Origin of the sequence: Tardiphaga sp., assembly GCF_044336785.1 — a bacterium.
Taxonomy (GTDB): domain Bacteria; phylum Pseudomonadota; class Alphaproteobacteria; order Rhizobiales; family Xanthobacteraceae; genus Tardiphaga.
This window is the reverse complement of record NZ_JBIIOT010000027.1, coordinates 23,358-36,889: the sequence shown is the minus strand read 5'-3', so window position 1 is coordinate 36,889 and position 13,532 is coordinate 23,358. Positions and strand designations below refer to the sequence as shown.

Here is a 13,532-nt window from a genome sequence, read left to right as displayed (position 1 = left end):
GCTTCCTCGATCAGCGATTGGTTTGCTTGAAGGCGATCACTGCGGCGCCAAGGCCGAAGGCCATCGCCCAGATCAAGCTCGATTCAAACGTGGACTGCAGCACGAAACGCTGCAGGACAAACATGAACGCAGCCGCGGCTGCAGTGTGCAGCAGCATGTACAGCCACTTGTTCATGGCATCGTCCCCCGACTTCAATGCAATGGCTTTCACGCGCGCGCGTTTCATTTCTTCGGCTCCTTCGGAGCGCCGCCCTTCGGCGGATTGTCCTTGGTCGCGTCAGCAGCCGGCGCCTTCGGCGCGGGGCGTTCCTGCGCGTTGGCGGACTCGGTCTGCTTCTTCGGCTCGGCATCAGCGAGCGCCGGCTCCTTGGTCAGAGCCTCCGACTTGGTGTAGTTCGGCGCGCCACCGTCCTTCATCACGCGCGCGCCGCCTTCGGGGGCTGCGAACTGACGGCCGATCTGCGAACCCGGCTTCGGCGGCGTGCCCGCGGCAAAGCCGTCGATCAGCTTGTTCATGCTGTCGCGGTCGAGATCCTCGTAGGTGTCGCTCCAGATCATCGCCATCGGGGCGTTGACGCAGGCGCCGAGGCACTCGACCTCTTCCCACGAGAAATCACCGTCTTCCGACAGATGGAAGGGATCGTGATGGATGCGGTGCTGGCAGACATCGATGAGGTCGCCGGCGCCGCGCAGCATGCAAGGCGTGGTACCGCAGACCTGGATGTGGGCCTTCTTGCCGACCGGCTGCAGCTGGAACATCGTGTAGAAGGTCGCAACCTCCATCACGCGGATATACGGCATCTCCAGCATGTCGGCGACATAGCGGATCGCCGCTTCCGACACCCAGCCGGCATGCTGCTCCTGCGCACGCCACAGGATCGAGATCACCGCGGAGGCCTGACGACCCGGCGGAAACTTCTCGATCTGCTTCTTCGCCCACGCCAGGTTCTCGGGCGTGAAGTCGAAGGATGCGGGCTGCTGTTCTTTCGGGGCCAGACGGCGGACAGACATGGTGGTTACTCTCAGTGAGCGCGGCGCGCCGCGCTCGCATTCAGATTATTGAAGCGATCGAGCCAGAACGCACTGGAGGTGCCGAACACATTGTAGCCAACGTGTGTGGACACCTTGATGCGATCGAGAATCGACAACTCGGTCACGGTTTCGAAACGGTTGGTGGCGGGATCATGCACGATCAGCGACAGCGGTGTTTGATCCAGGATGTAGCGCGAGACCGTGTGCGCGGGGTCATTGCCGTGCTCTTCGCACATGATGACCGAGTCGCCCTGCAGCAAACGCGTGCCGCCCTTGATGGCCTCGATCTCGACGCCTTCGACGTCGAGCTTGATGAGATATTTACCCGCCATCGACAGCTTGCCGTCGTCGAGCAGATTGTCGAGCGCGATGACCGGCACTTCCTCGCCGGCGCTCTGGTCGCCCGCGATGCTGAAGGCCTCATGCTTGGTGCCCGACAGCCGCGCGGTACCGCGCACCGAACCGATCGCGCATTTGATGACCTCGAAACGATCACCATTGATCTTTGCGTTGTTCGCGAGCTTCGGGAAATTCTCGCCCGACGGCTCGATGGCAATGGCCTTGTGCGAGCCGAACGGCGCGCTCGAGACCAGCACCGACCAGTAGCCATAGTTCGCGCCGCAATCGAGCAGCGTGTAATCGACATCGACGGAATTCTTGAACAGCAGCTCAAGCTCGTCTTCGTAGGAGAAGCCGCGGTCGAGCAGCTTGCTCCAGTAGCCGTCGCCGAACGGGAATGCGAACAGCGCATCCGCATTCAGCTTCACCACCAGATTGCGCGCCGGCAGCACAGTCGCGCGCATCAGATTGGCGCACATATTGTAGCCGCGATGCGAGAACGACGCCGACATTTTCGAGCCTGCCGCCAGCACGCACGCCATCGTGCGCTCCCAGAGGTTTACCCCCTGGAGCGCGCCCGATGCGCGGTCAAACTGGATGGGAGGCGTCAATGTCACCGATCGACCTCACCGAACACGATATCGATGGAGCCCAGGATTGCCGAGACGTCGGCCAGCTGGTGGCCGCGGCACAGGAAGTCCATCGCCTGAAGATGCGCAAAGCCCGGCGCGCGGATCTTGCACTTGTACGGCTTGTTGCTGCCGTCCGAGACCAGATACACGCCGAATTCGCCCTTCGGCGCTTCCACGGCGGCATAGACCTCGCCCTCGGGCACATGCACGCCTTCGGTATAGAGCTTGAAGTGATGGATCAGCGCTTCCATCGAGCGCTTCATCTCGGCGCGACGCGGCGGGAAGATCTTGCTGTCCTCGACGGCGACAGGCCCCTGCCCGTCCGCCGCGCGCATCTTGGCGATGCACTGCTTCATGATCTTGGTGGACTGGCGCATCTCCTCGACGCGGATGCAATAGCGATCGTAGCAGTCGCCATTCTTGCCGATCGGAATGTCGAATTCCATCTCGCCGTAGCACTCGTAAGGCTGCGCCTTGCGCAGGTCCCACGACGCGCCCGAACCGCGCACCATCACGCCGGAGAAGCCCCACTTCCAGGCGTCGTCCAGCTTCACGACGCCGATATCGACGTTGCGCTGCTTGAAGATGCGGTTGTTGGTGAGCAGCGTCTCGAGATCGTCGAGCACGCGCGGGAACGCATCGCACCAGGCGTCGATGTCGTTGATGAGCGCGGGCGGCAGGTCCTGATGCACGCCGCCGACGCGGAAGAATGCCGCATGCATGCGCGAGCCCGAGGCGCGCTCATAGAACACCATCAGCTTTTCGCGCTCTTCGAACCCCCACAGCGGCGGGGTGAGCGCGCCGACGTCCATCGCCTGCGTGGTGACGTTGAGCAGATGCGACAGGATGCGGCCGATTTCCGAATACAGCACGCGGATCAGCTGGCCGCGGCGCGGCACGGTGATGCCGAGCAGCTTTTCGGCGGCGAGACAGAAGGCATGCTCCTGATTCATCGGCGCGACGTAATCGAGGCGATCGAAATACGGGATCGCCTGCATATAGGTCTTCTGCTCGATCAGCTTCTCGGTGCCGCGGTGAAGCAGACCGATATGCGGATCGACGCGCTCGACGACTTCGCCGTCGAGCTCGAGCACCAGACGCAACACGCCGTGCGCTGCCGGATGCTGCGGGCCAAAGTTGATCGTAAAATTGCGGACGCCGGGTTGATCGTTCATCACTTAACCCCTGCCTTCTCGTCGCCGGGCAGCGTCGGATAATCGGCGCCTTCCCATGGCGACAGGAAGTCGAACTTGCGGAATTCCTGATTGAGCCGGACCGGCTCATAGATCACGCGCTTCTCCTGGTCGTCGTAGCGAACCTCGACGAAACCGGTGAGCGGGAAATCCTTGCGCAGCGGATGGCCGTCGAAGCCATAGTCCGTCAGCAAACGACGCATGTCGGGATGGCCGACAAAGATCACGCCATAGAGGTCATAGGCCTCGCGCTCGAACCAGTCGGCGCCCGGGAAGACGTCGATGATCGACGGCACCTGGGTCGTCTCCGAGGCCAGCGCCTTGACGCGCAGACGCACATTCAGGAACGGCGACATCAGGTGATAGACGACGTCGAAACGCTTCTCGCGGCCGGGATAATCCACGGCCGTCGCATCGGTGAAGTTGACGAAACGGCAGCGCGGATCGTCACGCAGGAACTGCATGATCTCGACGATCTTCGACACGTCCACATTCAGCGTCAGTTGGTCGAAGGCGACCGAGGTGCTGACGACGGCACCGGGCAATGCGCCCTTGATGATATCGCCCAGACCGGAAAGATCAGTCACTTGTGGGTCTCCAGATCGCTCAAGCGCTTTTCTGATACGCTCAGCCGCTCTTCAAATTCGCCGGTTACTATCGCGCAGCAGAGGAATGACCATGTTCGAAGAACTTGCCATTCCACTGTCTCATTTCGTTTAGCGTTCGATCGTGCCGATGCGCCGGATCTTCTTCTGCAGCAGCAGCACGCCATAGAGCAGCGCTTCTGCCGTGGGCGGGCAGCCCGGCACGTAGATGTCGATCGGAACGATGCGGTCGCAGCCGCGCACCACTGAATAGGAATAGTGGTAATAGCCGCCGCCATTGGCGCATGATCCCATCGAGATCACATAGCGAGGCTCCGGCATCTGGTCATAGACCTTGCGCAGCGCCGGCGCCATCTTGTTGGTCAGCGTGCCGGCAACGATCATCACGTCCGACTGGCGCGGCGACGCACGCGGCGCGAAGCCGAAGCGCTCCACGTCGTAACGCGGCATCGACACCTGCATCATCTCGACCGCGCAGCAGGCGAGACCGAAGGTCATCCACATCAAGGAGCCGGTGCGCGCCCAGGTGATCAGGTCGTCAGCGGCCGCGACAAAGAAGCCCTTGTCCGACAGCTCGGCATTGACTTCGAGGAAATACGGATCGTTCGCGCCGACCGGCTTGCCGGTGGACGGATCGAGAATGCCACGCGGCGCCTGCGCGATGGCAGGAGCGGGAGCAGTTGCGGGGCTCAATCCCATTCGAGCGCGCCTTTCTTCCATTCGTAGGCGAAGCCGACAGTCAACACGCCGAGAAACACGATCATCGACCAGAAACCGGCGACACCGACCTTGCCGAAGGCCACCGCCCACGGAAACAGGAAGGCGACTTCGAGGTCGAAAATGATGAAGAGAATCGCCACCAGATAGAAGCGCACATCGAACTTCATGCGGGCATCGTCAAAAGCGTTGAATCCGCATTCATAGGCGGAAAGCTTTTCCGGATCCGGGTTCTGATAAGCGACAAGGAATGGCGCGATCAGCAGCGACAAACCGATGACGGATGCGATGCCGATGAAGACCACGAGAGGAAGATAATTCTGCAAGATGCCGTTCATCGGCGATGCCTATCCCCGCGGCAGATGGTTTGCCGCAGATTCGAACATTGGAATGGTTCTGAGCCTTAGCGCAGCGCAACAAGCCATGCAACACCGGGGATGTTGACAGTTTTCCGCGCCTGCCATGCGCAATCCGACCTGATGCAAGGCGATCCCTTCCCCCGCCAATGACACCGCTTCCGCTCTCGCATGCAAACCTTGCGACAGGGTTTCCCGCAGGTTGAAATTGCCACGCAACGTGACCGCAAACGCATCGCACCGGGCACATCATCCCGGCTCGCCCTGCTCGGCGATCAACTTGGGGCTGCAGTTGGGGCTGCAGCGGCTGCCCGATCAAATCTACGCGCTCAGCGCGCTTTGCAATGTTGCTGCAATGCACCGTCGAAAAAATCATTCTCCCGGCGAACCAAATCTCAGGACATTCGTATCCTGAGAGCCAGCGCTGTGCTGGCATTTGACTGACAAGAGGTTCCCATGACGAAATTCTTGATCACGGCAGCAGCGCTTTCGATTCTCGCCGTCGCCCCGGCATCGGCCAAGCCGATGATGATGGGCTGCAGCGGCGACGGCATGATGAAGGTGAATAACATGTCCACCGCCATGGCGGACGGCCAGCAGAAGATGATGATGGACCGCGAGATCGGCATGGCCAATGAATCCATGTCGAAAGGCGATGTGCGCGGCTGCAACAAGCACCTCGCAAACGCGCAGAAGATGGGCATGATGAAGCCCAAAGCCGATAGCGGCATGATGGGCGGCGGCATGATGATGCCGATGATGCCCATGGCAGGCGGCGACTCGAAGAAGATGTAAGAACTATCTGGACGGCTGCACCGGCTTATCTGGTGCAGCCGCCTTACCTGTCGATGATCGCATCAGACCATCAAGCTCTGCGCGCTTGCGGGCCAGCAGCAATTGCGCCGCGGCATTGTCGAGCCCAGCTCTGCGCAACTGCCCGATGGCAGCCCCCAGTTCTGAAATGTCCGCCCGCAAAGCGACGATCCGTAACGGCACGGTATCCTGCGCGCTCACGCGAACATGCTCCGCTCGGCGATCAGTTCGAGCACCTCGCGCTGGGTCCGCCGCAGCCGTTCGCAGGCATCCGTGCAATCGAGCCCGGCATTGGTCAGGTGTCGGATATCCGACTGCATTCCCCGCATCCGGGTGCGCAAACGGGCGATTCGAAAATTCAGCTTGGCGAGGTCACTCATATCCGATATAGAACAAAACAAGAACCAAATCGCAAGACCTTCTTAAGCCGAATCTGACCGGAGGCTTCCGTGACCCAAGCTTTGATGACAGCCCCCATCGCCGCACCGGCGATGGCCCCCTTCGATGCCGAAGCACTGCTCGACCGCCTGTCGGGCCCGATGACGCGCAGCCAGGCGCTGACGCTGAAGTCGCTGGCGATCGAGGCCTATCAGCCCGGGCAGTTCGAGAAAGACCTGACCCGCGCCGAAGCCGCCCGGCGTATCCAGATGCTGCGCGATGAAATCGCACTGGCGGATTCGTTCTGAGAAGCGCAGCGAGATGTGAGCGGGGGGAACACAGACGCGCGCGACCGCTGCAGCATTGAGCTTTATTCAGTCAGATCGCGCATGTTTGTGAGGATGTTCGCTTGGGACGCCATTCCGATTGGAATGGCGCGAGAGACGGGACTCGAACCCGCGACCTCTGCCGTGACAGGGCAGCGCTCTAACCAACTGAGCTACTCCCGCGTGGACGTGGACTGTGTCCCGCAGTGAGGGTGGGAATAAAGGGACGTCATGACGAAGTCAAGCAGCTTGGTACTGCCTTTTTGAAACCTGTCCCCACCCGCTTGCGGTTCGGCCATTTCAAGGCGGGGAATGCAAATAACCCCCTATTTTACTGGCAAATCGGCATAGTCGGCGTCGCGTAGAATCGTCTAAGCCCTGCAGCGTCCCAGGTTTTGTGACGGTTTATAACGGAAAGGCCAGTTCTCATGGCAGATACCCCAGATACCCCCGCGAAGGCGCCCGCGCCCCCGACGATCACCCTCAAGCATCTGGCGGCCGCATTGGCCGAGACTCACGAGCTGTCGAAGAAGAAGGCCGAAGAGATTCTCAACGACATGGTCGGCAAGATGACCGAGCACCTGAAGAACGGCGACCGCATCCGCATCGTCGGCCTCGGCATCCTGCAGGTCCGCACCCGCGCCGCCCGCACCGGCCGTAACCCGGCCACCGGCGAAGAGATCCAGATCAAGGCCAGCAAGAAGGTCGCCTTCCGCCCCGCCAAGGAGCTGAAGGACGCAGTCTAAGATTGCGCCTGACAAAATCGTGCTTCGGGCCACGGCCCGGAGCGCCGCTCCAAAGACTATCGGGTGCCCATCTCTGGCGAGTGATCCATGACAGTGACGTCGGCCATTTCCTTCACCCACGACGTCCTCGCGCGCTTTCTGCGCTATGTGGTGATCGACACCCAGTCCGATCCGGAATCGCCCACCTGCCCCTCCACGGCCAAGCAGAAGGACCTCGGCGCGGTGCTTGCGCGCGAGCTGCAGGAGCTCGGGCTTTCCGATGCGCATCTCGATGAGCACGGCTATGTCTATGCGACCATTCCGGCTACATCGGACAAGCCCGTCCCGGTCATCTGTTTCTGCTCGCACATGGACACGTCGCCGGACTGCAGCGGCGCCAATGTGAAGCCGCAGATCGTGCGCAACTATCAGGGCGGCGACATCGTGTTGCCCGCTGACAAGACGCAAATCATCCGCGTCAAGGACAACCCGGCGCTTGAAGACCAGATCGGAAATGACATCGTCACCACCGACGGCACCACGCTGCTCGGCGCCGACAACAAGGCTGGCCTTGCCGAGATCATGGATGCCGCACGCTTCCTGATCGCCAATCCCCAAATCAAGCACGGCACCATCAAGATTCTGTTCACGCCGGACGAGGAGATCGGCCGCGGCGTCGACAAGGTCGATCTCAAAAAGCTCGGCGCCGATTTCGCCTATACGATGGATGGCGAAACCGCCGGCCATATCGAGGACGAGACGTTCTCGGCCGATGCCGCGGTGATCAGCATCACCGGCGTCGCCGCGCATCCCGGCTTCGCCAAAGGCAAGATGGAACATGCCATCAAGATCGCCGCTGCGATCGTCGAGCGGCTGCCGAAGGACACCTGCTCGCCGGAGACCACCGACGGCAAGCAAGGTTTTCTGCATCCGACCGGCATCACAGGCGCGCTCGAGCAGGCGACGCTGAGCCTGATCGTCCGCGACTTCACCGAGGACGGGCTGAAGCAGAAGGAAGCGCTGCTGCAATCCATCGTCGATGACGTGCTGGCCGCCTATCCGCACTCCTCCGCATCGATCGCCATCACCCAGCAATATCGCAACATGAAGCAGGTGATCGACCAGCACCCGCATGGCGTCGATTACGCCATCGAGGCGATCCGCCGCACCGGCCTGACCCCGGTCCGCGGCAGCATCCGCGGCGGCACCGATGGCTCGCGGCTGTCCTTCATGGGCCTGCCCTGCCCCAACATTTTTGCCGGCGAACACGCCTTTCACGGCCGCACCGAATGGGTGAGCGTGCAGGATATGGAGAAAGCCGCCGAGACTATCGTTCACCTGGCGATGATCTGGGAAGAGCGCGCCTGATGTACCGCCACAAGGTATCTTAGAACCTCACGATGGGGTCGCGGGGTACGACCGCTCACACCCCCGACAAATTCGCAGACCATGCCTGCATTCGACTTCTCGCCGATTGCGTCTGACTCCGGTCCCGCTATCCTGTCGGCAACGAATAGCGATGTGCGTCGCGTAAAAACATCCGACAAAATTGACGTCCAGAAAATTCATACTGATCGGATTTGGGGGCCCCCATGGCATCGTTCAGGGGCAGATATTTTCAGGATGCACTGTCGGCGATCGAGCGGATCGGTGCTGCTCAGTCCGCCGCCGTGATCGGTGACGTCATCATCCGGATGGCGTCGTCGTTCGGCTACCATCACATCTGCTTCGTCGCCTCCGGCAGCAGCTCCCAGCCCTTCCACGACCGCGTGCTGTGGGAAGCCTGGCCAAAACAATGGGCCGAGCAATATCGCCGATCGAACTTCTATGCCTGCGACCCCGTTGCCCCGGAGATTCGCCGGCGGGTCGAAATGTTCGCCTGGTCCGATGTCCCGCTCGATAAAATGAGCCCGGCGTCGCGCCAGGTGATGGAGATCGCCGCGGAGGACTATGACCTTAAATTCGGACTGTGTGCGCCCGTCCATGGCCTGAACGGCTATCAGGCCGGCCTGTCGCTTGCGGGGCACGAGGTCGAACGCACGCCCGAAGCCAATGCCGCCATCGAACTCGTCGCCATGTATGCCTCGAACCGCTTCGCCGTGCTGCGCGCGCGTGATCAATCGAAGAGTACGAAACCGGACTCAAAAGCGACTGTCTCCGTGCTCACCACGCGCGAGCGCGAGGTGATGAACTGGGTCGCAGCCGGCAAGACCGCATGGGACACCAGCGTCATCCTCAGCATTTCCGAAGACACCGTGAACAAGACGGTGACTGCCGCGATGCACAAGCTCAACGCGCATACCCGCGCCCAGGCTGTCGCCGAAGCGATCAAGCGGGGATTGATCGCCTACTGATTTGTCAATCCCCAGTCCACGGAATTTCGCACCGTGGCCGCTCGTGAAATCTTGTCGCGCAACTCAGCGCGGAGCAGGTTTCATGATCGAGATCGTCACCACCGACAATGCGAAACAGCACCAGCAGCTGCTCGACAGGCAATTCCGGCTCCGTCACGACGTGTTCGTCAAGGAGCGCGGCTGGACGGATTTCGATATCGACGGCACCCATGAGCGCGACCAGTACGACAACGAACATGCCGTCTACATGATCGCGTCGGACGAGACCGGAACGGTCGCCGGCGGTTTCCGTCTGCATCCCACCGTGCTGCCGCATATGCTGAGCGAGCACTTCCCGCATCTGGTCGAGGGCGCCATCATCGAACGCCGCGACGTGTTGGAGCTGACGCGCTTCGGCATGCGCAAATGCGAACGCCGCAGCCGGCATTATTTCGAGCTGCTGACCGCCATCCAGGAATATGGCATGATGGAAGGGCTGTCCGGCTTCACCTCGGTGATCAACCCGCTGCGCATCCCGATCCTGCAGGGTTTCGGTTTCGAGATCGAACCGCTGGGCCTGCCGACCATGATGAATGGCGAAGCCACCATCGCCGTGCTGTTCCATGTCAGCGAGCAATATCACGCACGGGTGCGTGCCAAGGTCGCGATCCATGAGGCCGTGCTCGGCGCGTCCCATCTGTCGCGCCAGATTGCCTGATCACATGAGCGAGTGTCATTTGAAAGTGATCCAGGGCGGCAAGGACGCGGACGACCTGGTCGTCACCATGCTGCATGCGCTGAAACTGGCGCATGCCTGCCGATCGGACACGACCTACAACCTGCTGCGCATGGCGCTGCTGAACGAGGGCATCGAGATCGCGAAAGGGATGGATCGGTGAGCGCTTGGGGAGTGGTAGGCGGCGACGGATTCGAACCGCCGACCCTCTCGGTGTAAACGAGATGCTCTAACCAGCTGAGCTAGCCGCCCAAGGCAAATGCCATTGGTCGCCTGTTTAACGCCAGCGCCGTGAGAGGGCAAGCCGGGACCGCGCGTTCATCGCTGCAATCCGATCGTGGCCGGCGCTTGCAGATCCTGCCTGGGCGTTTCCGGGCGCGACTGGTCCGTCGTCTTCGCGCCGAGAAAATTCGCGCGGTCCCGATTCTGAAATCCCGTGTCCCTGCCCTCGAATTCGCGCTCGGCCCGATAGCCGCGCTCGCGCTCGGCGCCGAAGCGCTTGTCCAGCCGCTCGCACAGGGCTGCGTCAGTGGCGGCAATCGACATCAAGGCTGTGAGGATCAGTGATTTCATCATCGTCATCTCGTCATCACAAAACCTAGCACCGCAGGTTGCGGATCGACAGCCACGGCCCGATCAACCTCCCGTCATCGTGATGCCCAAAACAAAAGCGGCGCCCCTGAGGGCGCCGCTGATGTGGTTGGTCGGGAGTGACGTTTAGTGCGCGGTCAGGCCACCGGCGGCTTCGTCGCCATCGGCTTTCACGGGCACCTTGGTGTCCTCTTCCCAGTCGATCGCCACGGGCTGGCGAACCAGCGCGTTCTTGATCACTTCGTCCATCCGGGCAACCGGGATGATGTTCAGACCACCCTTGATCGAGTCCGGGATCTCGGTGAGGTCCTTGGCATTGTCCTCGGGGATCAGCACCGTCTTGATGCCGCCACGGGCCGCAGCCAACAGCTTCTCCTTCAATCCGCCAATCGGCAGCACGCGGCCGCGCAGCGTGATCTCGCCGGTCATGGCGACATCATGCTTGATCGGGATGCCCGTCAGGACAGACACGATCGTGGTGGCCATCGCGACGCCTGCAGACGGTCCGTCCTTCGGGGTCGCCCCCTCGGGCACGTGGACGTGGATGTCGCGTCGCTCGAACAGCGGCGGCTCGATCCCGAAGGTGATCGCGCGCGAGCGGACGTAAGACGCCGCCGCCGATATCGATTCCTTCATCACGTCACGCAGATTGCCGGTGACGGTCATGCGGCCCTTGCCGGGCATCATGACGCCTTCGATGGTGAGGAGCTCACCACCGACATCCGTCCAGGCCAGACCCGTGACCACGCCGACCTGATCGTCGCTCTCGATTTCGCCGTAGCGATACTTCGCCACGCCCGAGAACTCTTCCAGCGTCTTCGCGGTGACCTTCACCACCTTCTTCTTCGAGAGCATCAGCTCCTTCACGGCCTTGCGGGCCAGCGTGGAGATTTCGCGCTCGAGATTACGCACGCCCGCTTCGCGGGTGTAGCGGCGGATCAGTAGCAGCAATGCATCGTCGTCGATCGACCATTCCTTGGTGTCCAGACCGTGCTTCGACAGCGCAGCCGGGATCAAGTGCTTGCGGGCGATCTCGACCTTCTCCGTCTCGGTGTAACCAGCGATCCGGATCAGCTCCATGCGGTCCATCAGCGGCCCCGGGATATTCAGGGTGTTCGCCGTGGTGATGAACATCACGTTGGACAGATCGTAGTCCACTTCGAGATAGTGGTCGGCGAAGGTGCCGTTCTGTTCGGGGTCGAGGACCTCGAGCAAAGCCGACGACGGATCGCCGCGGAAATCGGCGCCCATCTTGTCGATCTCGTCCAGCAGGAACAGCGGGTTCGAGGTCTTGGCCTTGCGCATCGACTGGATGATCTTGCCGGGCATCGAACCGATATAGGTCCGGCGATGACCGCGGATCTCCGCCTCGTCGCGCACGCCGCCGAGCGACACGCGCACGAACTCACGTCCGGTCGCCTTCGCGATCGACTTGCCAAGCGAGGTCTTGCCGACGCCGGGAGGCCCGACGAGGCACAGGATCGGGCCCGTCAGCTTGTTGGCGCGCGACTGCACGGCGAGATACTCGACGATGCGGTCCTTGACCTTCTCAAGCCCGTAGTGCTCCTCGTCCAGCATCGCCTGAGCGGCGCTGAGGTCCTTCTTGACCTTCGACTTCTTGCCCCACGGAATCGACAGCAGCCAGTCGAGATAGTTGCGCACGACGGTCGCTTCCGCGGACATCGGCGACATCTGGCGCAGCTTCTTCAGCTCGTGCTGCGCCTTCTCGCGGGCTTCCTTCGAGAGCTTGGTCTTGGCGATCTTCTCTTCGATGTCGGCCAGCTCGTCGCGACCTTCGTCGTCGCCGAGTTCCTTCTGGATCGCCTTCATCTGCTCGTTGAGATAATATTCGCGCTGGGTCTTCTCCATCTGGCGCTTGACGCGCGAGCGGATGCGCTTCTCGACCTGCAGCACCGAGATCTCGCTCTCCATCAGGCCCAGCACCTTTTCCAGGCGCCCGGTGACGGACAGCGTTTCCAGGATGCCCTGGCGATCCGCGATCTTGACGGCGAGATGCGACGCGACGGTGTCGGCGAGCTTGGCGAAATCGGTGATCGCCTGCACGACGCCAACCACTTCGGCCGAGATCTTCTTGTTGAGCTTCACATAGCTCTCGAAGTCGGACACGACCGAACGCGACAAGGCTTCCGCCTCGACGCTCTTGCCATCAGTGTCCGCGAGGGCGACGGCGGTCGCCTCGTAATATTCAGCACGATCGGAATATTTCTCGACCTTGGCGCGCTCGAGGCCTTCCACCAGCACCTTCACGGTGCCGTCGGGAAGCTTCAGCAGCTGCAACACGCTGGCAAGCGTGCCGGTCTCGTAGATGGCGTCCGGCGCTGGATCATCATCCGACGCATTCTTCTGCGTCGCGAGCATGATCAATGCGTCGTTCTTCATCACCTCTTCGAGCGCGCGAATGGATTTTTCGCGGCCGACAAAGAGCGGCACGATCATGTGCGGGAAAACGACGATGTCGCGCAGCGGTAGCACTGGATAGGAGTGCGTCTCGCCGTGAACAATGGTTGGCCGGGGCTTGGAGGTCGTCATGGCCTGTTCCTTTTGCTTTGCCCCCCTGCACGCGGTCCGCTGATTGCGCAACCACCACAAGGTGCGATTTCCGTCTTCGCTCGGCCATGAGAACTTTGTGGGTTCGCGGCTCTACTTGTCCGGAGTTATGGCGAATCTTGAGGGAGATTTTGTGTTCGCCGCCTGCATTAGGTGGCTATGGGCCGGGGGGGTGTCAAGTCGCCGAA

General features: G+C 61.5%; 18 protein-coding genes and 2 tRNA genes. 7 read left to right on the top strand and 13 right to left on the bottom strand.

Annotated features, from left to right (window positions below; genetic code table 11):
• Positions 1–10 precede the first annotated feature (10 nt).
• The 7 genes from ACIQ2A_RS10485 to ACIQ2A_RS10455 all read right to left on the bottom strand — a co-directional run bounded on the left by ACIQ2A_RS10485 (position 11) and on the right by ACIQ2A_RS10455 (position 4,856).
• The gene (locus tag ACIQ2A_RS10485; RefSeq protein ID WP_398478649.1) at positions 11–226 is read right to left on the bottom strand and encodes a hypothetical protein; all 216 of its coding nucleotides are present in this window, start codon (positions 224–226) and stop codon (positions 11–13) included.
• Entirely contained in the window at positions 223–1,011 is a 789-nt protein-coding gene (nuoE, locus tag ACIQ2A_RS10480) for an NADH-quinone oxidoreductase subunit NuoE (RefSeq protein ID WP_398478647.1), read from the bottom strand. Before nuoE ends, ACIQ2A_RS10485 begins: the two co-directional genes overlap by 4 nt.
• Before the next feature lie 11 nt (positions 1,012–1,022).
• The gene (locus ACIQ2A_RS10475; RefSeq protein WP_398478645.1) at positions 1,023–1,988 is read right to left on the bottom strand and encodes an FkbM family methyltransferase; all 966 of its coding nucleotides are present in this window, start codon (positions 1,986–1,988) and stop codon (positions 1,023–1,025) included.
• Positions 1,985–3,178: an NADH-quinone oxidoreductase subunit D gene (locus tag ACIQ2A_RS10470; protein ID WP_398478643.1), complete on the bottom strand. Its 1,194-nt coding sequence runs from the start codon at positions 3,176–3,178 to the stop codon at positions 1,985–1,987. Before ACIQ2A_RS10470 ends, ACIQ2A_RS10475 begins: the two co-directional genes overlap by 4 nt.
• The gene (locus ACIQ2A_RS10465) at positions 3,178–3,783 is read right to left on the bottom strand and encodes an NADH-quinone oxidoreductase subunit C (RefSeq protein ID WP_398478641.1); all 606 of its coding nucleotides are present in this window, start codon (positions 3,781–3,783) and stop codon (positions 3,178–3,180) included. The genes ACIQ2A_RS10470 and ACIQ2A_RS10465 overlap by 1 nt, the downstream gene beginning before the upstream one ends.
• A gap of 129 nt (positions 3,784–3,912) precedes the next feature.
• Positions 3,913–4,500, bottom strand: coding sequence for a NuoB/complex I 20 kDa subunit family protein (locus ACIQ2A_RS10460; RefSeq protein WP_398478638.1), 588 nt, complete (start codon positions 4,498–4,500; stop codon positions 3,913–3,915).
• On the bottom strand, positions 4,491–4,856 hold the full coding sequence (locus ACIQ2A_RS10455) for an NADH-quinone oxidoreductase subunit A (RefSeq protein WP_398478636.1): 366 nt from the start codon (positions 4,854–4,856) through the stop codon (positions 4,491–4,493). Before ACIQ2A_RS10455 ends, ACIQ2A_RS10460 begins: the two co-directional genes overlap by 10 nt.
• 474 nt (positions 4,857–5,330) lie before the next feature.
• Here ACIQ2A_RS10455 and ACIQ2A_RS10450 point away from each other — a divergent pair, with 474 nt between their 5' ends.
• On the top strand, positions 5,331–5,669 hold the full coding sequence (locus tag ACIQ2A_RS10450; protein WP_398478634.1) for a hypothetical protein: 339 nt from the start codon (positions 5,331–5,333) through the stop codon (positions 5,667–5,669).
• 3 nt (positions 5,670–5,672) lie between these two features.
• Here the strand turns inward: ACIQ2A_RS10450 and ACIQ2A_RS10445 are convergent, their stop codons facing one another.
• Positions 5,673–5,888 carry a hypothetical protein gene (locus ACIQ2A_RS10445; RefSeq protein ID WP_398478632.1) on the bottom strand — a complete coding sequence of 72 codons (216 nt, stop codon included), beginning with the start codon at positions 5,886–5,888 and terminating at the stop codon, positions 5,673–5,675.
• The gene (locus ACIQ2A_RS10440) at positions 5,885–6,007 is read right to left on the bottom strand and encodes a hypothetical protein (protein ID WP_398478630.1); all 123 of its coding nucleotides are present in this window, start codon (positions 6,005–6,007) and stop codon (positions 5,885–5,887) included. The genes ACIQ2A_RS10445 and ACIQ2A_RS10440 overlap by 4 nt, the downstream gene beginning before the upstream one ends.
• A 129-nt stretch (positions 6,008–6,136) precedes the next feature.
• On the opposite strand from ACIQ2A_RS10440, the gene ACIQ2A_RS10435 reads away from it, so the two are divergent.
• Entirely contained in the window at positions 6,137–6,373 is a 237-nt protein-coding gene (locus ACIQ2A_RS10435) for a DUF3072 domain-containing protein (RefSeq protein ID WP_398478628.1), read from the top strand.
• A gap of 124 nt (positions 6,374–6,497) precedes the next feature.
• Here ACIQ2A_RS10435 and ACIQ2A_RS10430 read toward each other — a convergent pair.
• Positions 6,498–6,574, bottom strand: a tRNA-Asp gene (locus ACIQ2A_RS10430).
• A 245-nt stretch (positions 6,575–6,819) separates the two neighbouring features.
• Between ACIQ2A_RS10430 and ACIQ2A_RS10425 the strand changes: the two genes are divergently transcribed.
• The 5 genes from ACIQ2A_RS10425 (at position 6,820) to ACIQ2A_RS10405 (ending at position 10,348) form a co-directional block, all read left to right on the top strand.
• Complete coding sequence (locus ACIQ2A_RS10425; RefSeq protein ID WP_398478626.1) at positions 6,820–7,137, top strand: HU family DNA-binding protein; 318 nt, start codon at positions 6,820–6,822, stop codon at positions 7,135–7,137.
• 87 nt (positions 7,138–7,224) lie between these two features.
• Entirely contained in the window at positions 7,225–8,484 is a 1,260-nt protein-coding gene (gene pepT, locus ACIQ2A_RS10420; RefSeq protein WP_398478624.1) for a peptidase T, read from the top strand.
• A 224-nt stretch (positions 8,485–8,708) separates the two neighbouring features.
• Positions 8,709–9,470, top strand: coding sequence for a LuxR family transcriptional regulator (locus tag ACIQ2A_RS10415; RefSeq protein ID WP_398478621.1), 762 nt, complete (start codon positions 8,709–8,711; stop codon positions 9,468–9,470).
• An 82-nt stretch (positions 9,471–9,552) separates the two neighbouring features.
• Positions 9,553–10,167: an acyl-homoserine-lactone synthase gene (locus ACIQ2A_RS10410; protein ID WP_398478619.1), complete on the top strand. Its 615-nt coding sequence runs from the start codon at positions 9,553–9,555 to the stop codon at positions 10,165–10,167.
• Positions 10,168–10,171: 4 nt separating this feature from the next.
• Complete coding sequence (locus ACIQ2A_RS10405) at positions 10,172–10,348, top strand: hypothetical protein (protein ID WP_398478617.1); 177 nt, start codon at positions 10,172–10,174, stop codon at positions 10,346–10,348.
• A 12-nt stretch (positions 10,349–10,360) separates the two neighbouring features.
• Here the strand turns inward: ACIQ2A_RS10405 and ACIQ2A_RS10400 are convergent.
• The 3 genes from ACIQ2A_RS10400 to lon form a co-directional block, all read right to left on the bottom strand.
• Positions 10,361–10,437 (bottom strand) — tRNA-Val (locus ACIQ2A_RS10400).
• Positions 10,438–10,503: 66 nt separating this feature from the next.
• Positions 10,504–10,761 (bottom strand): hypothetical protein, encoded by a 258-nt coding sequence (locus tag ACIQ2A_RS10395; RefSeq protein WP_398478615.1) that lies wholly within the window; start codon positions 10,759–10,761, stop codon positions 10,504–10,506.
• Between the two features lie 141 nt (positions 10,762–10,902).
• Complete coding sequence (gene lon / locus ACIQ2A_RS10390) at positions 10,903–13,326, bottom strand: endopeptidase La (RefSeq protein ID WP_398478613.1); 2,424 nt, start codon at positions 13,324–13,326, stop codon at positions 10,903–10,905.
• Between the last annotated feature and the right edge of the window lie 206 nt (positions 13,327–13,532).